The 22,755-nt window shown below is 71.7% G+C and carries 18 protein-coding genes; 12 read left to right on the plus strand and 6 right to left on the minus strand.

All coding sequences use genetic code 11. From position 1 onward, the window contains the following. Positions 1–131 precede the first annotated feature (131 nt). Both ACFWEE_RS13380 and ACFWEE_RS13385 read left to right on the plus strand, forming a co-directional pair. On the plus strand, positions 132–647 hold the full coding sequence (locus tag ACFWEE_RS13380) for a MarR family winged helix-turn-helix transcriptional regulator (RefSeq protein WP_386888744.1): 516 nt from the start codon (positions 132–134) through the stop codon (positions 645–647). Next, positions 644–2,575, plus strand: coding sequence for an MFS transporter (locus ACFWEE_RS13385; protein ID WP_386888745.1), 1,932 nt, complete (start codon positions 644–646; stop codon positions 2,573–2,575). Before ACFWEE_RS13380 ends, ACFWEE_RS13385 begins: the two co-directional genes overlap by 4 nt. A gap of 223 nt (positions 2,576–2,798) precedes the next feature. Here ACFWEE_RS13385 and ACFWEE_RS13390 read toward each other — a convergent pair whose 3' ends face one another. Continuing rightward, positions 2,799–3,458, minus strand: coding sequence for a response regulator (locus tag ACFWEE_RS13390; protein ID WP_386888747.1), 660 nt, complete (start codon positions 3,456–3,458; stop codon positions 2,799–2,801). A gap of 577 nt (positions 3,459–4,035) precedes the next feature. On the opposite strand from ACFWEE_RS13390, the gene ACFWEE_RS13395 reads away from it, so the two are divergent. The 3 genes from ACFWEE_RS13395 (at position 4,036) to ACFWEE_RS13405 (ending at position 6,248) form a co-directional block, all read left to right on the plus strand. Continuing rightward, entirely contained in the window at positions 4,036–4,446 is a 411-nt protein-coding gene (locus tag ACFWEE_RS13395; RefSeq protein WP_386888749.1) for an SsgA family sporulation/cell division regulator, read from the plus strand. Between the two features lie 304 nt (positions 4,447–4,750). Beyond that, positions 4,751–5,533 (plus strand): TetR/AcrR family transcriptional regulator, encoded by a 783-nt coding sequence (locus tag ACFWEE_RS13400; protein ID WP_386888750.1) that lies wholly within the window; start codon positions 4,751–4,753, stop codon positions 5,531–5,533. A 277-nt stretch (positions 5,534–5,810) separates the two neighbouring features. Beyond that, positions 5,811–6,248 carry a nuclear transport factor 2 family protein gene (locus ACFWEE_RS13405; RefSeq protein WP_386888752.1) on the plus strand — a complete coding sequence of 146 codons (438 nt, stop codon included), beginning with the start codon at positions 5,811–5,813 and terminating at the stop codon, positions 6,246–6,248. Between the two features lie 159 nt (positions 6,249–6,407). Here ACFWEE_RS13405 and ACFWEE_RS13410 read toward each other — a convergent pair whose 3' ends face one another. Together ACFWEE_RS13410 and ACFWEE_RS13415 are read right to left on the minus strand one after the other, a co-directional pair. After that, positions 6,408–9,200, minus strand: a complete 2,793-nt coding sequence (locus tag ACFWEE_RS13410; RefSeq protein ID WP_386888835.1) for an ATP-binding protein — start codon at positions 9,198–9,200, stop codon at positions 6,408–6,410. Between the two features lie 329 nt (positions 9,201–9,529). Further along, positions 9,530–11,038, minus strand: a complete 1,509-nt coding sequence (locus tag ACFWEE_RS13415; protein ID WP_386888754.1) for a GMC family oxidoreductase — start codon at positions 11,036–11,038, stop codon at positions 9,530–9,532. 550 nt (positions 11,039–11,588) lie between these two features. Here ACFWEE_RS13415 and ACFWEE_RS13420 point away from each other — a divergent pair. The 3 genes from ACFWEE_RS13420 to ACFWEE_RS13430 all read left to right on the plus strand — a co-directional run bounded on the left by ACFWEE_RS13420 (position 11,589) and on the right by ACFWEE_RS13430 (position 16,405). After that, on the plus strand, positions 11,589–14,381 hold the full coding sequence (locus tag ACFWEE_RS13420) for an AAA family ATPase (RefSeq protein WP_386888756.1): 2,793 nt from the start codon (positions 11,589–11,591) through the stop codon (positions 14,379–14,381). Between the two features lie 141 nt (positions 14,382–14,522). Further along, on the plus strand, positions 14,523–15,014 hold the full coding sequence (locus ACFWEE_RS13425; RefSeq protein ID WP_386888757.1) for an SRPBCC family protein: 492 nt from the start codon (positions 14,523–14,525) through the stop codon (positions 15,012–15,014). 356 nt (positions 15,015–15,370) lie between these two features. Beyond that, the gene (locus ACFWEE_RS13430; RefSeq protein WP_386888758.1) at positions 15,371–16,405 is read left to right on the plus strand and encodes an alpha/beta fold hydrolase; all 1,035 of its coding nucleotides are present in this window, start codon (positions 15,371–15,373) and stop codon (positions 16,403–16,405) included. A gap of 180 nt (positions 16,406–16,585) precedes the next feature. On the opposite strand, the gene ACFWEE_RS13435 is transcribed toward ACFWEE_RS13430, so the two are convergent. Both ACFWEE_RS13435 and ACFWEE_RS13440 read right to left on the minus strand, forming a co-directional pair. Beyond that, on the minus strand, positions 16,586–17,365 hold the full coding sequence (locus ACFWEE_RS13435; RefSeq protein WP_386888760.1) for an SDR family NAD(P)-dependent oxidoreductase: 780 nt from the start codon (positions 17,363–17,365) through the stop codon (positions 16,586–16,588). A 378-nt stretch (positions 17,366–17,743) separates the two neighbouring features. Further along, positions 17,744–18,133, minus strand: a complete 390-nt coding sequence (locus ACFWEE_RS13440) for a hypothetical protein (RefSeq protein WP_386888762.1) — start codon at positions 18,131–18,133, stop codon at positions 17,744–17,746. Between the two features lie 608 nt (positions 18,134–18,741). Between ACFWEE_RS13440 and ACFWEE_RS13445 the strand changes: the two genes are divergently transcribed. Then, complete coding sequence (locus ACFWEE_RS13445) at positions 18,742–19,044, plus strand: hypothetical protein (protein WP_386888763.1); 303 nt, start codon at positions 18,742–18,744, stop codon at positions 19,042–19,044. 131 nt (positions 19,045–19,175) lie between these two features. Here ACFWEE_RS13445 and ACFWEE_RS13450 read toward each other — a convergent pair whose 3' ends face one another. Further along, positions 19,176–20,102 (minus strand): alpha/beta hydrolase, encoded by a 927-nt coding sequence (locus ACFWEE_RS13450; RefSeq protein ID WP_386888764.1) that lies wholly within the window; start codon positions 20,100–20,102, stop codon positions 19,176–19,178. 309 nt (positions 20,103–20,411) lie between these two features. Between ACFWEE_RS13450 and ACFWEE_RS13455 the strand changes: the two genes are divergently transcribed. The 3 genes from ACFWEE_RS13455 (at position 20,412) to ACFWEE_RS13465 (ending at position 22,129) form a co-directional block, all read left to right on the plus strand. Then, positions 20,412–21,290, plus strand: coding sequence for a helix-turn-helix domain-containing protein (locus tag ACFWEE_RS13455; protein ID WP_386888766.1), 879 nt, complete (start codon positions 20,412–20,414; stop codon positions 21,288–21,290). Continuing rightward, on the plus strand, positions 21,283–21,702 hold the full coding sequence (locus ACFWEE_RS13460) for a DUF2255 family protein (protein ID WP_386888768.1): 420 nt from the start codon (positions 21,283–21,285) through the stop codon (positions 21,700–21,702). The genes ACFWEE_RS13455 and ACFWEE_RS13460 overlap by 8 nt, the downstream gene beginning before the upstream one ends. Positions 21,703–21,763: 61 nt before the next feature. After that, positions 21,764–22,129 carry a response regulator gene (locus ACFWEE_RS13465; protein WP_386888770.1) on the plus strand — a complete coding sequence of 122 codons (366 nt, stop codon included), beginning with the start codon at positions 21,764–21,766 and terminating at the stop codon, positions 22,127–22,129. The last annotated feature ends 626 nt before the right edge of the window (positions 22,130–22,755 follow it).

Raw genomic sequence — 22,755 nt, forward strand, 5'->3', positions numbered from 1 at the left:
CTGACCGCCGAGCCGAAAATAGGTATCTCGAAATAAAGAGGAATATGTGTGCACCGTAACACCCTGAGGCGCTTGTATGGGGCAACCAACATTCTCATAGTTGCCTCAAGCGACGATAACGGGAGGCGGATGTGGCCGAGCAGGCTCAGTACGAGGAGCTGAACCGGCAGCTGAGCGCCGTCGGATGCGTACGGAGGCAGCTGGGCCGAAGCCTTCCGGACGGCTGCTCCAACGCCTCCGCCGCGGTACTGGCCCTGCTCGGCCGGGAGGGCGACATGCGGATGAGCAGGCTCGCCGAGCTGCTCGCCGTCGACATGTCGGTCACCAGCCGCCATGTCGCCCACCTGGCCGCGCTGGGCTGGATCGACCGCAGCCCCGATCCGGCGGACCGACGTTCGCGCCTGCTGAACCTGACCCCGCTGGGCCGGGTCCGTCTCGCCGAACAGGCGGAGGGCACCGCCCGGACGCTCGCCCAGCGGCTGAGCGACTGGAGCGACGAGGACGTCCGCCTGCTGACCCGGCTCATGGCCCGGCTCCGGGCGAGCTTCGACGACGCGCGCGCTGACGAGCCCCCGCCGGCCGGGCCGCCCCGGAGCACCGGTCTCCCCCAACACCCGCAGTCACCACGTGAGGAAAGAAACCCATGACCACCACCCCGCAAGTCGGTGTGCGGCCCTCCGCACCCGACGGCGCAGGATCACCCCACGCACCGATGACGCACCCGCAGATCATGCGCGCGCTCTCGGGACTTCTGCTCGGCCTGTTCTGCGCCATCCTCTCCTCGACCGTCGTCACCAACGCGCTGCCGAGGATCATCAACGACCTCGGCGGCGGCCAGTCCGCCTACACCTGGGTCGTCACCTCCTCCCTGCTGGCGGTCACCGCGTCCACGCCTCTGTGGGGGAAGCTCGCCGACCAGTTCAGCAAAAAGATCCTGGTCCAGTCGGCCCTGGTCGTCTACGTCGTCGGGTCCCTCGTCGCCGGCCTGGCACCGAACACCGCGACACTGATCACCGCCCGCGTCATCCAGGGCCTGGGCGGTGGCGGACTGTCCGCGCTGGCGCAGGTCGTGCTGGCCGCCATGATCTCCCCGCGCGAGCGCGGCCGGTACTCGGGCTACCTGGGCGCCGTGTTCGCCGTGGCCACCGTCGGCGGCCCGCTGCTCGGCGGAGTCATCACCGACACCTCGTGGCTCGGCTGGCGCTGGTGCCTGTTCGTCGGCATCCCCTTCGCGATCGTGGCCCTGGTCGTGCTCCAGCGGACGCTGAACCTGCCGGTGACCAAGCGCGCGGTCAAGGTCGACTGGGCCGGAGCCCTGTTCGTCACCGCCGCCGTCTGCACCCTCCTGATCTGGGTCACCTTCGCGGACGACAAGTACGACTGGCTGTCCTGGCAGACCTACACGCTCGTCGGGGTCTCCGCCGTGCTGGCTCTGATCTTCGTGTTCGTCGAGACGAAGGCCGCCGAGCCGATCATCCCGCTGAGGCTCTTCCGCAACCCCACCATCAGTCTCGCCTCGGTCGCCTCCCTCTTCGTCGGCGTCGCGCTCTTCGCGGGCACCGTCTTCTTCAGCCAGTACTTCCAGCTCGCGCGCGGTGACTCCCCGACCAGGTCCGGACTGATGACGATCCCGTTCATCGCGGGCCTGTTCGTCTCCTCCACGGTCTCCGGCCGCATCATCACCACCACCGGCAGGTGGAAGGGCTGGCTGCTGTGCGGCGGCGTCCTGCTGACGGCGGGTCTGGCCCTGCTCGGCATGCTGCGCCACGACACCTCGTACCTGTTCATCGCCTGCTGCATGACGCTGATGGGCCTCGGCGTCGGCATGACGCTCCAGAACCTGGTGCTGTGCACGCAGAACCAGGTCTCCCCGGCCGACCTGGGCGCGGCCTCCTCCACGGTGACCTTCTTCCGGTCGCTCGGCGGCGCGGTGGGCGTCTCGGTGCTCGGCTCGGTCCTCACCACCCGCATCGGCCACTACGCCCGCGAGACCATCACCCGGCTCAGCCCCGAGGACCGGGCGACGGCCGCCAAGAGCTCCGGCAGCGGGCGACTGCCCGACCTCGCGATCCTGCCCGCCCCGGTCCGCACCTGGCTGGAGAGCGCCTACGGACACGGAATCGGCGACATCTTCATCTACGTCGCGCCGGTCGCGCTGATCGCCTTCCTGGTCACGCTCTTCATCAAGGAGGTCCCGCTGCGCGCCGCCAGCGGCCTCGACCAGGCGGCGCAGGTGGCGATGCAGGACGCCGAGGCCCTCGCCGGCGCGCCGATACCGGCCGAGGCCGTCGACGCCGCCGCACAGGCCACCGGTCCGGAGGTCCGGGGCCGCGTCCACGCCGCCGGGAGCGGGCCCGTCCCGCGGGGCGAGGTCGTGCTGACCTCCGTGGAGGGCCGCGAGCTGAGCCGTACGGAGGTACGGGCCGACGGTTCGTACGCCGTGGACGCCCCCGGCACCGGCCGGTACGTCCTGATCACCTCGGCCGAGGGCCGCCCGTCCCAGACCTCGACGATCGAGGTGGACCAGGATGGCCTCGTCCACGACGTCCGGCTGACGGAACCGGCCGGCGGCTGACGGAACCGGCCGGCTGACGGTACGCCGGCTCCCGGTTGTGCGCCCGTGCCGCTGCGACCCGGCGGCGCGGGCCCGGCCCCCTTCCGCTCCCGGACGGGGAACGCCGTCCCTCCACCCCTCCGCGGCCATTCCGGCTCCGGCCCGGAGGCGGCGCACCCGGGGGCACCCGGCGGCGGCCGGCCGACTGCCGTGGACGGTCAGGTCCACGGTCCGCGAGGAAGCCCTACTGGCCGAGGTGGCGCAGGACCGCCAGGACCCGCCGGTGCTGGCCGGACGCCGACTGGCTCAGGCCGAGCTTCATGAAGATGCCCGTGACGTGCCGCTCCACGGCCGCCACGCTCACGAAGAGCTGCTCGGAGATGCCCGAGTTGGAGTGGCCCTCGGCCATCAGCGCCAGGACCTGCCGTTCCTTCGGCGTCAGCCCGGCCAGCGGGTCCTCGGGCCGCTTGCGTCCCAGCAGCGCCGAGATCACGTCCGGGTCGAGGGCCGAGTCCCGGGCCACGACCCGTTCCACGGCGTCGATGAGGAGCTGCGGACTGGCCACCTTCTCCTTCAGCAGGTAGCCAACCCCGCTGGGATCGTCCCCGACCAGGTCGAGGGCGTAGGAGGCGTCCAGGAACTGGGACAGGACGACGACGGCGGTACCCGGCCGCGCCGCACGGATCTTCCGCACGGCGTCGAGTCCGTCAGCCTCCAGGGCCGGTGGCATCCGGATGTCCGTGATGACCACGTCGGGGCGGTGCTCGTCGGCTGCCCGCACGAGGTCGACCGCGTTGTCGACGGCGGCGACCACGTCGATGCCCGCGCCGCGCAGTATGGTCGCGATGCCCTCGCGCACGATCGGCTGGTCTTCTCCGAGCACCGCTCGAAGTGGTTCCCTCATGGCGGCATCCTAAGCGCTGTCGCGCAGAGTTCATGTGGATACATGACAAGAATGCCGGGTGTGCGCCGGGCGCCTGGGGAGACACCTCCCGCGTCGGACCCCCGTGCCCGTATCGGACCTCCGTAGCGCACACCCGCGCCCGTGGCGCACACCCGTGTACGGGCGGACGACCGCGACCGGAAGCGTGCCCGAGCCTCCGCCGCGTCGCACGGCAGGAGCCCGGCTCGATGTGGGGCGCACCCTACGAGGGAGTGGGGGGAGCCTCCAGGAAGAGCGAGGGAGCACACCACAGACCACGCTCCGGCCCCGTCCCAGACTTGTCGCTCGGACGGGGTCCCACTGCTCGTCCGGTCTCCCGCGGCCAGGCGAACCGTGGGACACCGCTCCGGAGAGGGTCCCCTGCGAACGAGCGCCACCGTCGGGCACACGGGGGCGGGTGGCTCGCGGGGACCCGAGTGCCCGGCCGCAGGGCAGGGCGTGCCACCGCACCAACGAGAGCACCCCGGTCGGGGCCGCACACCGACCACGCGGGTTCTCCCACCGACCGACCGGCCGAACCTCCCCCCAGGAGCCAACCATGAAGAAGTGCCGTCTCTCCCTGGAGATCACCCACTGGGTGACGCCCGAGCTCGACCTCGACCTGACGTGCGCGTTCTCCTACGACACGAGTGACCCGCTGGCCGTCACGCTGGAACTCGACACCGGCGGCCCGCGGCCGGTCCGGTGGGTGTTCTGCCGGCAACTGCTGGCCGACGGCATGACCGCTCGGAGCGGGGAGGGTTCGGTCGTGCTGTGGCCGCTGCTGGACGCCGACGACGAACGTTTCTCGTCGTTCTGTGTGCGGGTGGGCGCCGGGGACCGTACGGCGCTCTTCGAGATACCCGTCGAGCCGGTCGGCCGGTGGCTCGCCCGCACCTGGGCCATGGTGCCGCGCGGCACCGAACTGGACGGCGTGGACTGGGACGAACTGGTGCAACTGGCGGACTGAGAGAACACGCCGCCGGCGCGGACCCGGTCGGGCTCCACGGTGGGGCCTGTCAACGAACGTTGTGCAGTCCCACCACGAATAGCGGGACAACCCTCAGCCAGGTTGGACAGTGGCGAGCTGCGCGAGTAGCAGGACCAGTCGGTAAGAAGCGCTCGCCGGGGTCCGTGAGGTCACCGACGCGCTGTGCCCCGGAGCCCTGCGCGCCGGTGGGCTGTCGGCGGCGCTCACCGCCGGAGAACCGCGGAGGGAGGCACCGCCCGCTCACTCCCGGATCGGTGATTCGCGCGGCTGATATCGTCGATACATGGTCGAGACGGAGACGACGTCGGACAGGGCGGTGCCCGCACTGAGGCAGAAGATCGTGCTGGCCGCGGCGAGTCTGCTGGAGGAGGGCGGACTGGACGCCGTGTCGACCCGGGCCGTAGCGGCTCGGGCCGGTGTCCCGACGCCGTCGATCTTCCGGATCTTCGGGGACAAGGACGGACTGCTCGAAGCGGTCGCCGAGCACGGCTTCCGGCGTTACCTGGAGGTCAAGGCCGAGCTGTTCACCGGCGAGGACCCGGTACAGGCGCTGCGGGACGCCTGGGACCTGCACATCCGGTTCGGCCTCGAACACCCGGCGTACTACACCCTCGTCTACGGACGGGTCCGCCCCGGACACATGCCCCAGACCGGCCGGCGGGCCGCGGACGACCTGCGCCGCATGATCGTCCGGGTCGCCGCCGCGGGTCGCCTGCGGGTGAGCGTCGAGCGTGCGACCGAGGTCATGCACTCGACCGGTGCGGGCACGATCCTCACCCTGATCGGCCACCCGGAGAAGGCACGCGACCTGCGCAACGCCTGGGAGGCCCGGGAGATGGTGATCAACACGCTCACGCTTCCCGCCGAGGGGCCGGCCACGCCCGGCCAGGAAACCTTCGGATCGGTCGTGGCCGGCCGGGCCACGGCGTTGCTCGCCGCGCTCGGGCAGGACGGGACCGCGCCGCTCAGCACCGGCGAGCGGACCCTGCTCCTGGAGTGGCTCGACCGGCTGGCGGACGGAGTGGAAGAGAGCACCCGACCGCCGGCGCCGGGCCTGAACACCTGACCCGCACGACCATTGCCTCGCCATGTTTCTCCCGCCGCACACGAGGTTTCTCCCGCCGCGCACCGCAGGCATGGTCGTGAACCGTGGACCGTCGGCATGCTCCGCACCTGTGAACCCGTCCGCTGCGGTCCGGGTGCCGCCGGACGGGCGGGACTTTCGGCTCACGGCCCAGGTGTGAGAATCACTGATACGTAGCGTCGTCGGCAACGGCCGGCGGCGTTTCACACGTCCTGTCTGGAGAGCCATGTCCCCCTCCCTTCGTCCGGCCGCTGATCCGATGCCGAGCCACCGCGCCGTCGAGAACCTGATCGCCCGGTACGCGGAACTCGTCGACGACGGAGACTTCGCCGGACTCGGAGACCTCCTCGCGGACGCGACGTTCATCGGCAGCGGAGAGCCGGTGAGCGGACGGGAGGGGATCGAGAGGATGTTCCACGAGACCCTGATCGTCCACGCCGACGGCACCCCGCGGACCCAGCACGTCACCACCAACGTCGCCGTCGAGGTCGACGAGGAGGCGGGCACGGCGGTCGCGCGTTCCTACGTCACCGTGTTGCAGGCGTTGCCCGACCTGCCGTTGCAGCCCATCGCCGCCGGCCGCTACCACGACCGGTTCGAACTCCGGGAGGGGCAGTGGCGTTTCGTGCAGCGGAGGGTCCGCATCACCATGGTCGGCGATGTGAGCCGGCATCTGCGCGGGGCCGTCGCGCCGTAGTGGCGCGGGCGGGCCCGGGGCGGCCCCGTCGGCAGACCGACGGGTCGACTCCCGGCCCTGGGACGACCGCTTCGGCCGCCGCCCCCGGGGAGACCGGCCGCCGACCGCGGCCGAGCCGGGTGCGCGGAACGGCCCGGCCGTCCGGGCGTCCGTCCTCGCTCAGCCGCCGTCGCCCGTGCCGATCCGGGAGAGCCCGTCCCGCAGCGCGGCCCGCGAGGTGATGCCGAGTTTGGGATAGATCTGGTAGAGGTGCGTGCCGATGGTCCGATGGGAGAGCGACAGCCGTTCGGCGATCTGCTTGTTGGTCAGGCCGGTTGCCGCGAGCGTGGCGATCTGGAGCTCCTGGGCGGTCAGTGACACGCCGGCCGGGCGGGCCCCGGCCGGGGCGGACTGACCGCTGGCTCGCAGCTCGGCGGCGGCACGCGCCGTCCAGGGCTTGGCCCCCAGGCGCTGGAACGCCTCCAGCGCCTGGGCCAGTTGCTCCCGGGCGTCCGTCGTGGCCCGCAGTCGCCGCAGCCGCTCGCCGTAGAAGAGCCGGACACGCGCGACGTCGAAGGGCTGGCGTTCGGCCCCGGGCAGGGACAGGGCCTGTTCGAAGAGTGGCAGGGCCGCCTCCCCGGGCGTGGTCAGCGCCTCTCCGGCCAGCACCAGGAGCTCCAGCCGGGGCGACAGCCGGGCCATCTCGCACCCGCGCATGGCCCTCGCGTGGGCCGCGGCCTCCCGTTCCCGGCCGGTCCGCACGGCAGCCTCCACCAGGTCCATCGCGCCCCACACGGCGATCGGCACGTAGGGGGCGACGGTTCCGGGCGGACTGAGCGTGCTGGCATGCCGGTACGCGGTCTCGAAGTCGCCGGCGCCGAGGGCGGAGAGCGCACTGGCGTGGCAGGCGAAGAAGCGCGCGCCGTGGGCGCCGCGCGGTGTCGCCCAGCGGACGATCTCCTCGGTGAGCTCGGTACAGCTTCCGCTGTCGCCCCGCACGCCGGCCACGGCCGCCAGGATGTACTGGAAGTACCACGCGAAGAACCGGTAGTCATGGTCCTCGCACAGCCTGAGTCCTTCGATCGCCAGCTCGCCGGCGTCGTCCCACCGGCCCAGCCGGAAGTAGTCCAGGCCCAGGTGCATCAGCGCGCCCAGGTGACGGCGTACGGGAGCCGCGCCCGCGCGGCCCTGCTCCACCACCCGGCGCGTGGCCCAGCGGAAGTCTCCCAGCCGGTCCGGGAAGACGGCCGCGGTGCCGACCCGGACGACCCGGGTGGGGTCGTCGCCCACGGTGTCGATCAGTTCCGTCAGCCGGGGCAGCGCGGCGGGGCCGGTGCGCGCCGGGTCGCCGAAGGTCTGGGTGATCACCCAGAGCAGTTCGGGCGGCTTCGGGGTGAGCCGGTCCACGAACGCGATCAGCGGCTGCCACAGCTCCGGCCTGCCGCCGTACCAGCACAGCAGCACCAGCAGATGCAGCGCCTCGACGAGGGCGGGGTCCGAGGCGTCGTAACCGTGCTGTCCGGCCTCGATCGCGCCGACCAGCAGCCGGTACGCGGTGTCGATGTCGCCGTCCCGGTTGATCAGCAGGAACGCGGACGCGGCTGCCGCGTGCAGCGACTCCCGCCCGGTGCCGGGGTGGACGAGCCGGGCACCGGCGAGCAGCCGGGAGGCCTCGTCCAGCTCGCCACCGGAGTCCACGCCGACATAGGCCGCCTCGGCCAGCCGGCGGCTCTCGTCGGCCGCCGAGGCGCTGAGCCCGGCGGCCCGGGTCAGCGCGGCGACCGCGCCGAGCGCGTCCCCACGCCGCAACCGGTGGCGTCCGGCCTCTTCGAGCAGCGCGGCGACCGTCTCGTCCGGGCCCACCGCCGCCTCTCCCAGGTGCCAGGCGCGCCGTTCCAGCTGATCGCCGAGTACGCCGGCGAGGGCCTGATGCGCTCGTCTGCGTTCGGAGGCGGTCGCCAGTTCCACCACCGCGGAGCCGATCAGAGGATGCTTGAAGGACAGCCGTCGGTTGTCCGCCGAGACCGTCACCAGCCGTTCCCGCTCTGCGGGGGCGAGGTCGTCCACGGAGGTCCGATCCGCAGCGGCGGCTTCGACGGAGGCCAGGTCACCCGTTCCGTCGAGGGCGGCGAGCAGCAGGATCTCCCGGCTGCGGTCGGGCAGGCGGGCCACCCGTGAGGTGAACATGGCCTGCAGCCGGCCGCTCAACGGCAGTACGGCGGGCATCGCCGTCAGGGTCGCGCGCTGCTCGGCGGAGAGCGCCAGCGGCAGCTCGACCAGCGCCAGCGGGTTGCCGCGTGCCTCGGCAACGATGCGGCGCCGCACGGCGGGTGAGACATCGGGGTGGGTGAGAGCGAGCAGCTCGGCCGACGCGGCCTCGTCGAGCGGCTCCAGCCGACGCTGGGTCAGGCCGCTGGGTTCGAAGAAGCTTTCGGAGCCCGCGCGTGAAGCCGCGAGGAAGTCGATACGGCTGCCGACGAGCCGACGGGCCACGAATCCGAGAACGGCGTTGGTCGCACGGTCCAGCCACGGCAGGTCGTCCACCACGATCAGCAGCGGTGTCCGGACGGAGATCAGCCGGAGCAGCAGCAGCGCCGCGGTGGAGGTGAGAAGGCGGTCGGGGGGCGGCCCGCTGCCGATGCCGACCGCGACCCGCAGGGCGTCACGGTGGACGTCGTCAAGGATGTCGAAGTCGTCGAAGAGCGGAACGAGCAGCTGGTTGAGACCGGCGTAGCCGATGTCGGCCTCGAACTCCGCCCCGGCCGCGCGCAGCACCCGGACGCCGTCGCGCGCCGCAGCGGTCACCACGGCGTCGAGCACGGCGGTCTTGCCCACCCCGGCCTCGCCCGAGAGCAGCAGGGCGGCGCCCCGTACCTCGGTGTTGCCGAAGAAGGAGTGGATGAACGCCAGGTCCCGGTCCCGCCCCACCAGCCCCGTGGTGTCCGGACAGACGGTCGGGTCCAGGTCGTTCATCGAGCTGCCTTCCATGGCCGGGCTTATGGAGGCCCGGCGCTCCTCACCGACCCGGACGGCGCCGGCCACCAGGCTCCGCGCGTCCCCTGCAATGACCGGATTCTAGAGGACGTGCGGATTTCGCCCTCTCCTGCTTCCCGTCATCGGGCGCCCCAGGACGGCCGGGCCCGCGGCAGGAGGCCGCCGCCGGGGAGGCATCCCGGGTCTCGTGCCTCCGTCCCCGCGGGCCCGTTGGCGGCGGAGTGCCTCCGGCCGCCTTCGTGGCACGCCGTGCGCCATGACGGGCGCGGGACCTCCCGGCGGCTCCTGGGGGAAGGGCAGAGGCCGGATCAGGAACGGCGCAGCAGGTCGACGGCGCGCTCGGCGATCGCGTACACGGTGGCGTTGGTGTTGTTGGACGGGATGGCGGGGATCACGGAGGCGTCGGCGACCCGCAGGTTGTCGAGGCCCCGGACGCGCAGTTCGGAGTCGACGACGGACATCTCGTCCTCGCCCATCAGGCAGGTGCCGACAGGGTGGCAGTACGAGCCGAAGTACCTGCGGGCGTGCCGGGCGAGGGACTCCTCGTCCACGGCGCCGGGGCCCGGACTGACTTCCTCGATCCCCCATCCGGCGAGCGCGTCGGACCGGGCGATCCGGCGGGCGGTGGTGATACCGGACAACACGGCGCGGACGTCCTCCTCCGCGGTGAAGTACCGGGGGTCGAGCACGGGCGCCGCGTAGGGGTCGGCCGAGCCGATCCTGAGCGAGCCGCGGCTGACCGGACGCATCGGCGAGATCCCGATGGTGAAGCCGTTCTCCACCGGGGCGACCGCGTTGGGCAGCGGGATGTCGATGAAGATGATCTGCACGTCCGGTCCGTCCGCGTCCGGGGTGCTGCGCAGGAGTCCCAGGATCTCGCCGTGGTTGTTGCGCGGGGTGGGAACCGGCCGCAGGGCCCGGTGGACGAGGTTGGCGCGCGGGTGGTCGTGCAGGTTGCGGCCCACACCCGGCAGCCGGTGGAAGACGTCCACCCCGGCCTGCCGCAGATCTTCCTCGGAGCCGACGCCGGAGCGCTGCAGGAGCGTCGCGGACCCGATGGTTCCCGCCGTGAGCACCACCTCACCGGCCGCCGTCGCGGTGTGGGTGCGCCCGTCCACGCCGTACTCCACCCCGACGCAACGGGTGCCTTCGAAGATCAGCCGGTGCGCGGTCGCCCCCGTGACGACGCTGAGGTTGGGGCGGTCGAGGGCCGGTGCGAGGTAGGCGTCGGCGGCGCTCTGCCTGCGCCCGGCGACGACGTTGAGGTCGACGGGGGCGAAGCCCTCCTCCAGGCCGCCGCTGATGTCGACGGCCCGGCGGTGGCCGGTCTCGATCGCGCCGTCGAGGCAGGCGAGCAGGATGTCGTTGGGCCGCTGGGCCGGTCCGACGGTGAGCGGGCCGTCGGTGCCGCGGCCGGGCGCACCGCTCGTGGCCGTCTCGCTGCGCTGGAAGTAGGGGAGCAGGTCGTCGTAGGTCCAGCCCTTGGCGCCGTGAGCACTCCAGTCGGCGTAGCTGGTGTGGTGGCCGCGGGCGAAGACCATGGCGTTGATCGCTGACGAGCCGCCCAGGCCCTTGCCGCGAGGGAGCGGCACCGGGGCGCCGGAGGCATGCTGGACCACGGTGGTGTCACCCCAGCCGGCCTCCGAGGCCGCGAGCGAGGGCCAGGCCGGCGGATACGCCACGGCCTCGGGCAGAGTGGCCGATCCGGCCTCCAGCAGCAGTACGCGGGTTCCGGGGTCCTCGGTCAGACGCGCGGCGAGCACACACCCGGCCGTACCGCCACCGACGACGACGATGTCGTGTTGCTGTGAGGACATGTGTTGATCCGTTCTGTGCGGCGCTGCGTGAATCATCGGTTCAGGTTTGACAGTATCAGTGATCCGGATCGACGATTCGTCACATTGGACACCGGTGAATCGCGGGTGACGCCAACGACATGTGTCGAGAGTGACCGGCTGGGAGGAGACCCGCACGGCATCTTCACGTGTTCCGAGGTCTCACACGTGTTCTTCGGTGCCCGACTCCCGCAGCCGGGGCCCGCGGATCGTCGGGTACCGGGACCGGACCTTCGCCGCTGCCGGAGTGCTTCGTCGCACGCCGCTGCCGGAGTGCTTCCGTCGCAGGCGCGCCAACCCGCCCGAAGGCGGGAGAGGGGGCGATACGGGGAGGCCGGTCGGGAACCGGGGGACCGGGGCGGCCTCCTGACGCCCCGCCGGGTGCCGGCCGCGGCCCGGGACGCGGAGGATAGACTGCGCTGACCATGCCGCTCGCACGATTCCCCGTGTCACCGCGGAGGCGTCGGCACGACGGGCATCGACGACCGGCGTCGGGCACCTCCTCATCCCGGACTTCGGAGACCACAGCCCGATGAACGACCCGGACCGCACCTCTCGTCCCGCTTCGGCGCGGCTGATCGGGCGGGAGCGGGACCTCGAGTTCATACGGACCCACTTCACCGGCTCCGCGATCCACGGCGCGGCCCTGCTGCTGACCGGCGAGGCGGGTATCGGCAAGAGCGCTCTTCTCGACGCGGTCGCCGCACGTGCCGGGTCCGAGGGCACCCGTGTACTGCGGTCGAACGGCGTGCAGTTCGAGGCGGACGTGGGCTACGCCGGCCTCAACCAGCTTCTCGTCCCGCTCTTCGGCTCCATGGACCTGCTGGACCCGGGACACCGCGACGCCCTGCGCATCGCGGTCGGCATCGGCAGCGGACCGCCGCCCAGCCGCCTGCTGATCTCCACCGCGGCGCTGCTGCTCCTGCGCCGGATCGCCGCCGACACCCCGCTGCTGATCGTGGTCGACGACCTGCTCTGGCTGGACCGGGCCACCACCTCGGTCCTGGGCTTCGTGGCCCGGCGGCTCGTCGGCAGCCGGATCAGCTTCCTCGCGGCCTCCCGCGCCACCTCCGACAGCTTCTTCGGGGCCGGCGGTCTCACCGAGCACCGGCTCACCCCGCTCGACGACGCGTCGTCGGCCACCCTGCTCGCCCGGATCCGTCCCGACATGCCCCCCGCCCTGCGCCGCCGGATAGCGGCGGAGGCGCACGGCAACCCGCTCGCGCTGGTGGAACTGCCGGCGGCTCTCGAACGCGAACAGCGGACGGCGGCGACCGCGCTGGTTCCGGCGGTGCTGCCGCTCGGCGAGCGCCTCCAGACCCTGTTCGCCGCCCGCGTCGCCGACCTGTCCGAAGAGAGCCGCGAACTCCTGCTCATCGCGGCCCTCGAAGGGACCGGCGACCTGTCCGTGATCGAGGCGGCGGCGAACGGCCGTACCGCCGTCGACCTCCTGGAGTCCGCCGAGCGCAACCGGCTGGTGGCGATCTCGGTGGCCGACCGGCGGCTCTCCTTCGGGCATCCGCTGATCGGCTCCGCCGTGGTCGGCCGGGCGACGGCCGCCGACCGGCGCAGAGCCCACCGGGCGCTGGCCGCCGTGCTCGTCGATCAGCCCGAGCGCCGCGCCGACCACCTCGGCGAGGCGACGACCAGCCCGGACGAGACGGTCGCCGAACTCCTGGAGTACGCGGCCCACCGCAGGCTCGGCCGCGGGGACGCCCTGGGCGCGGTGGCGGCGCTGACCCGTGCCGCCGTGCTCAGCCCCTCACCGGCCGACGAGAGCAGGCGGTTGGCGGAAGCCGCGTACGTCGGCGCCGACGCCGGCGGTGGGCTGGTGGACGTGAACCGTCTGCTCGCCGGAGCCCGCCGGGCAGCCCCCACCGCCGGCGAGTCGCTGCACGCGGCGGCAGCCTCGGCACTCCTCCTGGTCAACCAGGAGGGAGACGTCGGCACCGCCCACCGGCTGCTGACGGCCGCGATCGAGGCGGGTGGACACGGCTACCAGGCGTCCGACGACGCGCTGATCGAAGCCCTGTTCACTCTGATCACCCTGTGCTGGTACAGCGGTGACCCCAGCACCTGGCCACCGGTCCTCCGGGCTCTCGAACGGCTGACCCCCGAGCCCCCCGCCCTGTTGCGGGTGTGCGCGCAGACCTTCGGCGACCCCGCCCGGACCGGACACCAGGCGCTGGACGTCCTCGACGAGCTGCTCGCCGACATCGGCGAAGACCCGACCCGGGTCATCCGGGTGGGGATCGGCTGCGTCTACCTGGACCGGCTCGCGGACGTACGGGAGCCCACGCTGCGGCTGGTGGAACAGGGCCGGGCCGGCAGCGCGCCCGCCCGCAGGCACGTGGCGGCGCTGATGCACCTGTGCCTGGACTACCACCAGGCAGGACGCTGGGACGAGGCCGTGCGGCTGGCCGGTGAGGGACTGGATCTGTGCCGGGAGCACGGCTACCGCTTCTTCGACTGCAAGTTCCAGTTCGTCCAGGCCCTGGTGGCCGGGGCGAGGGGCGACACGGAGACCTGCGAAGCCCTGTGCGAGGAGATCATCCGGTGGGCCGTACCCCGCGGCGCCCAGGGGGCGCGGTGCCTCGGCCTGCACGCCGGGGGACTGGCCGCCCTGGCGTGCGGTGACTTCGAGGCCGCATACCGGCAATTGTCCGCGATCACCCCGCCCGATCCCTTCGCCGCCTATCAGCCGATCGCCCTGAACTGTGTTCTGGATCTGGTGGAGGCGACCGTACGAACGGGGCGAGCCGCCGAGGCCGCCGCGTACACGGCGGCCGTGCGGGCCTCCTCGATGGCCCGGCTGTCGCCCCGCCTCCACATGCTGGTGCTGGCCTGCGAGGCCCTGACGGCACCCGAGGACGAGGCGTCGGGCCTCTTCGAGCGGGCTCTGTCACTGGCCGGGACCGTCCACTCGCCCTTCGACGTCGCCCGGGTCCGCCTCCTGCACGGCGAACGGCTGCGGCGCCGGCGCGTGACCCGGGAGGCCCAGGCCCAACTGGTCCTGGCGTCGACCACCTTCGAAGAGCTCGGAGCGACGCCATGGGCCACGCGTGCCGCCGCCGAACTCCGGGCCAGCGGCCACACCGCGTCCACCACCGGGCAGCGGGGGCGTGGCGCTCTGACGGCCCAGGAGTGGGAGATCGCGACCCTGGCGGCGACCGGGCTCACCAACAAGCAGATCGCCGAGCGGCTCTTCCTGTCGCACCGCACCATCGGAACGCATCTCTACCAGATCTATCCCAAGCTCGGCATAAGCTCCCGGGTGGCCCTGCGCGACGCCTTGGCCGCCCTCGAACTGGAGGGTGTCGGCTGACGCGAGGAGGAGTGCCCAGTCAGATGACGTATGTGGCCGTTTGCCACCGCCCGCACACTGGGCGGGGAACGTCCTGGAACCGTCGCGCGGCCGGCGCGGTCGCCGGCCCCACAGTAATCAAGCGAATGTGCGAGAGAGCGGATGTACGACACCTCAGACAGCCACCCGGACATCCACTGGCCGTCCGGATTCTCGCCGGCCGACGCACACAGCTTCCACCGGGCGCAGGCTGTCGTGCCCGGTCCGCCGGAGCGCTCCTTCACCCTCCTCACCGACGTCGTGAACTGGCCGAAATGGGTGCCGGGGTGTGAGGAGGTCAGCTCCGTCACCCTGACGCAGACCTTCGAGGTGGTCTGGGCGGGCCACCGGTTCGAGGTTTTCGTGGGGGAGAACGTGCCGCCCCGCCGCATCGGCTGGCTGGGTATCGGCGGAGGCGTCATGCTCTACCAGGCCTGGCTGCTCACGGGGACCGAGCACGGCACCGAGATCGTGGTCGAGAACGCCGTACGCGCGGACGTGCCCAAGCCGCTCGACACCCTGTCCCGCGACTGGTCCGAGCGGTTGAACGAACTGTGGCTCGCCCAGTTGGGGAGGCTGTCGGAGGACCCGCGGGCGGAGGAGCGGGAGTCCTGAGGGCGGGGCGGCAGATCCACCGCGATCCTCCTCGACGACGCCGGTCCCTCCACGGTGCTGCCTGGACCCTGAACCCGCCCCGGCCGTGCCGGGCCCGTACGAAGTCCGCTCCGGCATCAATCGGTGTTCCGGCTCGTCGATCCTGGCCCGCTCAAACATACGTATCCACCGGAGGGTCCGCGCAACGGTGGGGTGACACGGGCATGCCTGTTCGGAGCGACTTCTCCGTGTCCTCTCGACCGCCGCGGGAGCATGTTCCCCATCACCTGTCAGAACGGTGACGTATGGTGTGTGCGCACGTAGGGTGTGTGCACACGTACTCCCGCACCCCCCGAACCGAACGAGAGGAAGCGGACATGATCAGCAGGCGCATCCTGTCCCGGACCGCGACAGCGACCGCGGCCGGGACCCGACCCACTGGGGCGGACCGGGGTCCGGCGCGCGAGGACACGACGGCCGCCCGCTCCTCGGCCGGGCGCGCCCCGCACGGTCCGGGCCCCGTACGGCACGCCCGCACCGCCCTCCTCGACATCGCCTACCACGACGTCGGACCGGCCGACGGCCGGCCGGTGATCCTCCTGCACGGCTGGCCGTTCAGCCCGGTCGGCTCCTACGCGAAGGTGGCTCCCGCACTCGCCCGGCAGGGCTACCGCTGCTACATCCCCTACCTGCGGGGGCACGGGGAGACCCGGTTCCGCCACGGGGACACTCTCCGGTCCGGTCAGCAGGCTGCACTCGGCGCGGACCTGATCGACTTCATGGACGCGCTGCACATTCCGCGGGCCCTGTTCGCCGGCTACGACTGGGGCGGCCGGGCAGCCGACGTCGCCGCCGCGCTGTGGCCCGAGCGCTGCACCGGCCTGGTCTCGGTCAACGGCTATCTCATCCAGAACCTGGCCGCCGCCCAGCAGCCGCTGCTGCCCGAGCGGGAGGAGGGCTACTGGTACTTCTTCTACTTCCTCACCGAACGCGGCCGAAAGGGACTCCAGGGCGACCGCGACGAGTTGGCGCGTGTCGTCTGGCACCGGAACTCGCCGCAATGGCAGTTCACCGAGGCCGAGTTCGCGCAGACGGCACCGCTGTGGACCAATCCCGACTACGTCGACGTGGTGATCCACGGCTACCGGCACAGGCTGGGCGCCGCGGCGGGCGACCCCCGTTACGAGGCCCTGGAGAACCGGCTGCTGGAGCAGCCCCCGATCACCGTCCCGACGGTCACCCTGGACGGTGCGGCCGACGGCGTGCTGCCGCCGACGGACGGAAGCGGCTACGCCGCTCACTTCACCGGCCCCTGGAACCACCACATCGTCCCCGACGCCGGCCACAACCTGCCCCAGGAGCAGCCCGAGGCCTTCACCGCCGCGATCCTGGAAGTCGCTGCCCTCAAGTGACTCCCCCGGGACACCCGCACCACTGCGCGGGTGTGCGACCCGTGCTCACCGCGGCCATCCCGCGGCCACCGCACGTGCCGGGAGGACGACCCAAGGGCCACCAGCACCGTTGGTGGCCCTTCGGGGTGGACGGCGGGACCGGCTCCCGGCGGGTTTCGAACCCCGCCGGGGCGTCCGGCGTCAGTAGTGGATCGGTCCTTTGACCCCGCCGCCCGCGGCGATCGTGTCGCCGTTGATGGCCACACTGAGCGGACTGGCCAGGAAGGCGACGACCGCCGCCACCTCGTGGGGCTCCACGGTCCTGCCGATGGACACACCGGCGGCCATCCGCTGCTCCAGTTCGTCAGGACTGAGGCCCGCGGCCTTCGCCCGGGCCTCCAGGCTGTTGCGCCACGTGAGTGTCCGTGTGCCGCCGGGCTGCACCGAGACCACGTTGACCCCCTGTGGACCGAGTTCGTCCGCCAGGTTCTTCGTCATGGCGACCACCGCCGCGTTACGGACCGAGCCCGTCACCGAACCGGTCTGCCGTGCGGCCAGTCCGCTGATGTTGATGATCCTGCCCCAGCCGCGCTCGGCCATCTTGGGAGCGAAAGCGTGGACGCAGCGGAGGTATCCCCGGACCTTGACATTGATCTCGTGTTCCAAGGCGTCGTCCGGGAACGCACCGGGATTGGTGGTGGCGGCGTTGTTCACCAGGATGTCCACTTCCCCGATCCGGTCCCGCACAGCCCGTGCCATCGCGGTCACCGAGGCGTCGTCCCCGGTGTCGGCGGGGACCGCGACGACCTCGGCACCGGTCTCCGCCCGCAGCAGGGCGGCCTGCTCCTCGGCGTGAGGGACGGACCGGGCCACCAGGGCGACCGACGCGCCCTCCTCGGCCAGGGCCCGGCCGATCGCGAAACCGATCCCCCGGCTTCCGCCGGTGACCACCGCTCGTCGTCCCGTGAGTTGAAGGTCCATGGTTCCTCCGGTCGTGTCAGTACACATGGCTCGGACGTCGGGAGACCCGGCGCGCGTGGAGATACGGATAAAAGTGCATCACGCAGTCAACGGTCTGCGCGTGTGAAGCGTGCCGGTGTGGCGGCCGTGCTGAACCTTTGCTCTCCCCGATGCGTTGTCCCGGGTGGAGGCTCGGCCGTCGCGACACGCGGGTGGCGGGGCCAGGACGACAGTTTCGGAGTCCACCCACGCTCTGTGGCCGGAGCTCGTCCCGCGTCGACGGCCCGCGCGAGACCTCCGAGGGCCGTCGACGCGACCAGGTGTACGAAACCGGCGGCGACGGGACTCTCCGGTCCCACGGGACGAGGGCTCCTCGACCCCCGTCCCGCCCGCCGGCGCCTACTGCCAGCGCACCACGTAGGGGGCGGTGGTGGTGCCCTCGGCGCCCCACTTGCTGCCCGGAGTGGTGGAGTTGAACCCCTCCGGACCGGGCAGAACCCTGGTGATGCCGAAGTGGGCGTTGCTGACGTTGTAGAAGCCGCCGATGGTGTACGCGCCGGTGCCCACGATGTCGAAGGTCTGGCAGTTGCCCGGACTGACCACGTAGGAGTGGAGGCCGGTGGACCACGTGATGTCGGCAACGTAGTTGCCCTGGGCACACAGCTGGACGCGGTGGTTGCTGATGGCCGCGGACGCCGGCGAGCCGAGGGCGACGACGGCCGCGCCCGCGGTGAGTGCCGCACCCGCGGCGGTCGCTGAGCGTCGTCCCAGTGTTCGGCCGATGCGCATGGACATTCCGTTCTCGTAGAGGGAACCAGGCATCCGGCGGCCCGTCCGGGCGGGACGGACCGGGATCTGGCCGCGCGCCCCGCTGTCCTGCGACACAGGGCCTTCAACCCGACAACGGGATCGGGCCCTCGCGGGTTCACCCGTCGAGGCCGCCTCGTGTCGCCTCGCCCCGGCCGGAGACGTGCGGAGCGAACCCGGTCGGCGACGGGACTCGGGACCCGTTCGGTCGAAGGTCACACTTGTTTGCTGCAAGGTGTGACCTCTAGGGTGTGTGTCGAAAGAGGCGCCGTCCGCCCGGAGGGCGGGTCCGGCGGGTGTTCTCCGAGCGAGCCGCGGCAGGTGTCGTGCGAGCCGCGCCCGCCTCCGGGGTGTGACGCTCTGCGGACCGGTTCTCGGCTCAGGACCGCCGTGTTCCGATGCCGGCCCGGAATCGGCGGCGTCTTGTTCCTTGGGATTCCCGGGAGGCTCCCCTTTCTTGTTTCGACGGTGGGGTGTGCCACTGAACCCCGAGCCCAGAAATGTCGTTGCCCTTGACTGAAGATCAACCCGGCGCAACGCTCGAAAAATGTAATTTCCTTTTCACGTACTTGTGGGGTAATGGAATGAGTATGTCCCGACGCATGAAGAACGCGGCCGTCGCGACGCTGGCCGTTCCCGCGGCAGCGGTCGTACTGATGGCCACCGCAGGCAGTGCTTCTGCCGCCACCACGACCAGTGCAGCCGCCGGCGGATACGTCAACACGTTCGTCGTGAAGTACTGGGCGGCTCTGGGGGACCCCTGGGGGATCTGCCAGAGTGACGCGAACCGGTCCAACGCGGAAGAGGGCCTGAATCCCGACGGTTCCAAGAAGTACTACTGCGCGGACGCCGGTGAGGGAGATGTGAACATGTGGAAGAGGCACCTCGCATAAAGGGGTGTCCCGCAGTTCGTGGTCGGGGCCGGCCCGAACCGGCCGGCCCCGCCCGGGTGTCGGTGTGACACGTGACCAGGAGCCGGAGCCGGAGCCGGAGCGGCGGAGCAGTCGCCGTGTGCTGGTCCCGGTCAGTCCGCTGCGACGAGGTTGGCGGTGAAGTACGCCGTGAGCTTGTCGACGGCGGGGTCGATGAACTCCTTCTTGTCGTAGAGGTCGACATGGCTGGCGCCCTCGATCCAGTGGATCTCCTTGGGGCCGACGGCCCGCTGGTGCGCCTCGACGGCCATCCAGGCGGTGACGGCCCGTTCGCCGATGATCTGGAGGACCGGGCGCGGGCCGATCAGCGGGACGGCGTGGAAGGCGTCGCTGGAGGCCATCTTGTCGATGCTCTCCCAGGCGAGGACCTTGGCGGACCGCTCGTGCTCGCCCCGGGCGGTGCAGTAGTACTCGAATCCCTCGATGCCGTGCTGCCCGCCGAGCTCGCCCGCCTGCTCGGCGGTCTCCGGGAACATGGTCATCGCGCCGGGGTCCTCCCCGCGCGCCGCGGCGCTGCGCGCCCGGGAGGCCGCGTCGAGCAGCGCTTGGAAGACAGCAGGGTCCTGCGTACCGTCGGCCCCCAGACGGAACTGCCGGGCGGGCTCGGCGGTGGAGACGGTGGCCACGGCCTTGACGCGGTGATCACCACCGGTGGCGGCCAGCGAGTAGCTGCCGGAGGCGCAGATGCCGAGCAGGCCGATCCGGTCGGCGTCGACCTCGTCGAGGGTGGTGAGGAAGGAGACGGCGGCCTTGAAGTCCTCCACCCGCTGCGCGGGGTCCTCCAGGCCCCGCGGCAGACCGCCGGACTCGCCCTGGTAGGCGGCGTCGAAGGCGAGCGCGACGAAACCACGCTCGGCCATCAGCTGCGCGTAGGTGCCGGAGGTCTGCTCCTTCACACTGGTGCCGGGGTGTCCCACGACCAGTGCGGGCCACGGGCCCGGCCCCTGGGCCTCGGGGGTGTACAGGTGCGCGGCGATCCGGATACCGGTGCTGTCGAAGGTGACGCTGGTCCTGGCCATGGGAACTCTCTTTCCGAGTAGATCGGTTCGTGGTCCGCTTTCGGGGCGGCGTGCCGTGGATGGCGCGATCCACACACGCCACTGTTCACGTCGGCATCCGGGACGAAATCAGTCAGTTGACTGCCGCTTCCGCGGAACCGACTGGAAGGGTGCTGCCACCTTTCCGGGTCCCGGACACACTTCTACGATGGCACCGGTCCGGGACCGGTGAAAGAGGCAGGTCTCTGCCGGGGCATGTGTCTGCATGGGAAGAAACCTGCCCCCTCCGGCCCGCGTCGGGGGCGGGAGGGCGGAGCGATACTCGGGGGCATGAATCCGGATTCCCATCCCCACGTCGGCGCCTTCCTCAGGGCGCGCCGGGCGCAGCTGACTCCGCAGGACTGCGGGCTGCCGGAGCCGGCCCCGAACCGCAGAGTGGCCGGGCTCCGTCGCGAGGACGTCGCACAGCTCGCCGCGATCAGCGTGGACTACTACACCCGGCTCGAACAGGGCCGCGTCAGGGCCTCCGCCTCCGTGCTCGCCACGTTGACCCGCGCTCTGCGCCTCGACGACGACCAGAAGAGCTACCTGTACGAACTGGCGGGCAGGACCGACGCCCGCCCGCGCCGTCGGCCGCCCCAGCAGGTGAGGCCCGCCATGCAGCGTCTGCTCGACCAGCTCACCCGGGCGCCCGCGCTCGTCCTCGGCAGACGGCTGGACATCCTGGCCTGGAATCCGGCCGCCGCCGCTCTGTACACCGACTTCGCATCGCTGCCGAAGCCCCGACGCAACTACGTGGACCTGCTGTTCACCGATCCGGTGGTCCGGGAGCTGCACCGGAACTGGGAACACGACGCCCGTGACGCCGTTGCCGCTCTGCGCATGGAGGCGGCGGCCGACCCCGACGATCCGGACCTGGCCCGCCTCGTCGGCAAACTCTCCCTGGGAGATCCGGACTTCCGTGCCTGGTGGGCCGAACACCGTGTCACGGGCGCGGCCTACGGCACCAAGTACTACCACCACGGCCTCGTCGGTGACCTGGTGCTCGACTGCGACACGTGGGTCAGCCCCGACGGCTCCGGACAGCGCCTGATGGTCCTCACCGCCGCGACGGGCAGCGCCTCAGACGACGCCCTGCGCATTCTCACCTCGTGGAACGCCGGGCGTCCGATCGATTCGACCGGGCGGAAGGCCGGATCCGGTGAGTGACTGGACAGCCGGGGAACTGTCTCTCTTCTCCGAGGCCCGCTCACTGGTCCTGACCGCCGGCGACGGCGGGGGCCCGGGCGTGGAGATCGGCATGGTCGTCGCGGGTGGTGAGTTGTACGTCCGCGCGTACCGCGGTGCCGGCTCCCGCTGGTTCCGGGCGGCACGCGAGCACGGTCACGGTCGAGTGCGGGTGGACGGGGGCGGCTTCGACGTCCGGTTCGAGACCGACGGCCTCGGCCCGTCCTCCGAGATCGACAACGCCTACCGCGCGAAGTACGGCCGCGTCGCCCACTCGCTCGTCCTCGGTGTCCGGGCGCAGGAGGCGACCATCCGCATCGAGCCGGCTCCTTCCCGGGCTTTCGACGGGCGCAAGCGTGCGGGCCGAGGTGCTCAATCCCCCTTGCGTGAGTGATACACAAACCGTAGGGCTCCCCCTATGGCACCGCCGTCGGACCGTTCGGCATGCTGGGGCCATGTGCATCGACATCGTCGTCGTCGACGACGACCCCGGGTTCCGCCGCATCGCCACGACGCTGCTGACGGCGCGAGGCCTGCGTGTGGTGGCGGAGTCCGGGGACGGCGCCTCGGCGCTGGCCGCCGTACGGGAGCACCGTCCCGACGGGCTGCTGCTGGACCTGCACCTGCCCGATCTGGACGGCCTCACCCTGGCCGGCCTGCTGAGCCGTGAGGACGACCCGCCGCAGATCGTGCTGACCTCCACGGACAAGTCCTTCTGGTCGGAGGAGGAACTGGAGAACGCGGGGATCAGGTCCTTCGTCGCCAAGGACCGGCTCTTCGACGCGGACCTGCGTGCCCTGTTCACCCCCACCGCGTCCTGAGACCGGCCGCGGTTCCCCCGGCTCCTCCGGGGGCCGCGGCCGGGGCCTCGACATCCCGGTCGGTTCGTCCCGCCCGGACGGAAGCCGTGGGCGGCGGCGCGGAGACGTACGCCGGTCCGCCTTCGGGCGGACCGCCCCACACGGTGGTGTGTGGGGTAAGCCCTACAGAGCGCCGGGGAAGGCTCCAGGGAGGGCGAGGGAACACACGACAGACCTGGACGGCGTCTGCTCCGAGACTGTCGTGTGAACCCGGGACGGCCCCTGCTGTCGCCGGACACCACGGACAACGCGGCACACGTGCGGCTGAGGGACGGGAATGGCGTGGCACAGCTGGAAGTCCCCCAGGACGAGTCGGGTATCGGCTCGCTCCGTTTCGACGTCCGGGCGGTCGCCTGCCCGGAGGCCCCCTCACCAGGGCGACGATGGTGCTCGGCTCTCTGGCCTCGGCCACCCTGGGGGGGGGGGCGTCCTGATCGTCTGCCAGGCCAAGACGTTGGCGGTGACAGGGGTTCTGATCACGGGGGTCGTCGCGGCCGTCGCCGCGGCCCGCCGGCGGCCCGGGTCCCTGCGTGCCATCGACTGACACGCGCCCGTGCCGCGCACCGGCGGCCGGTGGCCGCGCGACG

The organism is Streptomyces sp. NPDC060184 (genome assembly GCF_042728795.1).
In the GTDB taxonomy this organism is placed as follows: Bacteria; Actinomycetota; Actinomycetes; order Streptomycetales; family Streptomycetaceae; genus Streptomyces.

Bases quoted from the DNA above. Each gene is read 5' to 3' on its own strand.
- ACFWEE_RS13430 (WP_386888758.1), top strand. From the start codon at position 15,371: ATGATCAGCAGGCGCATCCTGTCCCGGACCGCGACAGCGACCGCGGCC.
- ACFWEE_RS13415 (WP_386888754.1), bottom strand. From the start codon at position 11,038: ATGTCCTCACAGCAACACGACATCGTCGTCGTCGGTGGCGGTACGGCC.
- ACFWEE_RS13445 (WP_386888763.1), top strand. From the start codon at position 18,742: ATGTCCCGACGCATGAAGAACGCGGCCGTCGCGACGCTGGCCGTTCCC.
- ACFWEE_RS13420 (WP_386888756.1), top strand. From the start codon at position 11,589: ATGAACGACCCGGACCGCACCTCTCGTCCCGCTTCGGCGCGGCTGATC.
- ACFWEE_RS13465 (WP_386888770.1), top strand. From the start codon at position 21,764: ATGTGCATCGACATCGTCGTCGTCGACGACGACCCCGGGTTCCGCCGC.
- ACFWEE_RS13440 (WP_386888762.1), bottom strand. From the start codon at position 18,133: ATGCGCATCGGCCGAACACTGGGACGACGCTCAGCGACCGCCGCGGGT.
- ACFWEE_RS13425 (WP_386888757.1), top strand. From the start codon at position 14,523: ATGTACGACACCTCAGACAGCCACCCGGACATCCACTGGCCGTCCGGA.
- ACFWEE_RS13450 (WP_386888764.1), bottom strand. From the start codon at position 20,102: ATGGCCAGGACCAGCGTCACCTTCGACAGCACCGGTATCCGGATCGCC.
- ACFWEE_RS13400 (WP_386888750.1), top strand. From the start codon at position 4,751: ATGGTCGAGACGGAGACGACGTCGGACAGGGCGGTGCCCGCACTGAGG.
- ACFWEE_RS13385 (WP_386888745.1), top strand. From the start codon at position 644: ATGACCACCACCCCGCAAGTCGGTGTGCGGCCCTCCGCACCCGACGGC.
- ACFWEE_RS13395 (WP_386888749.1), top strand. From the start codon at position 4,036: ATGAAGAAGTGCCGTCTCTCCCTGGAGATCACCCACTGGGTGACGCCC.
- ACFWEE_RS13390 (WP_386888747.1), bottom strand. From the start codon at position 3,458: ATGAGGGAACCACTTCGAGCGGTGCTCGGAGAAGACCAGCCGATCGTG.
- ACFWEE_RS13455 (WP_386888766.1), top strand. From the start codon at position 20,412: ATGAATCCGGATTCCCATCCCCACGTCGGCGCCTTCCTCAGGGCGCGC.
- ACFWEE_RS13405 (WP_386888752.1), top strand. From the start codon at position 5,811: ATGCCGAGCCACCGCGCCGTCGAGAACCTGATCGCCCGGTACGCGGAA.
- ACFWEE_RS13410 (WP_386888835.1), bottom strand. From the start codon at position 9,200: ATGAACGACCTGGACCCGACCGTCTGTCCGGACACCACGGGGCTGGTG.
- ACFWEE_RS13435 (WP_386888760.1), bottom strand. From the start codon at position 17,365: ATGGACCTTCAACTCACGGGACGACGAGCGGTGGTCACCGGCGGAAGC.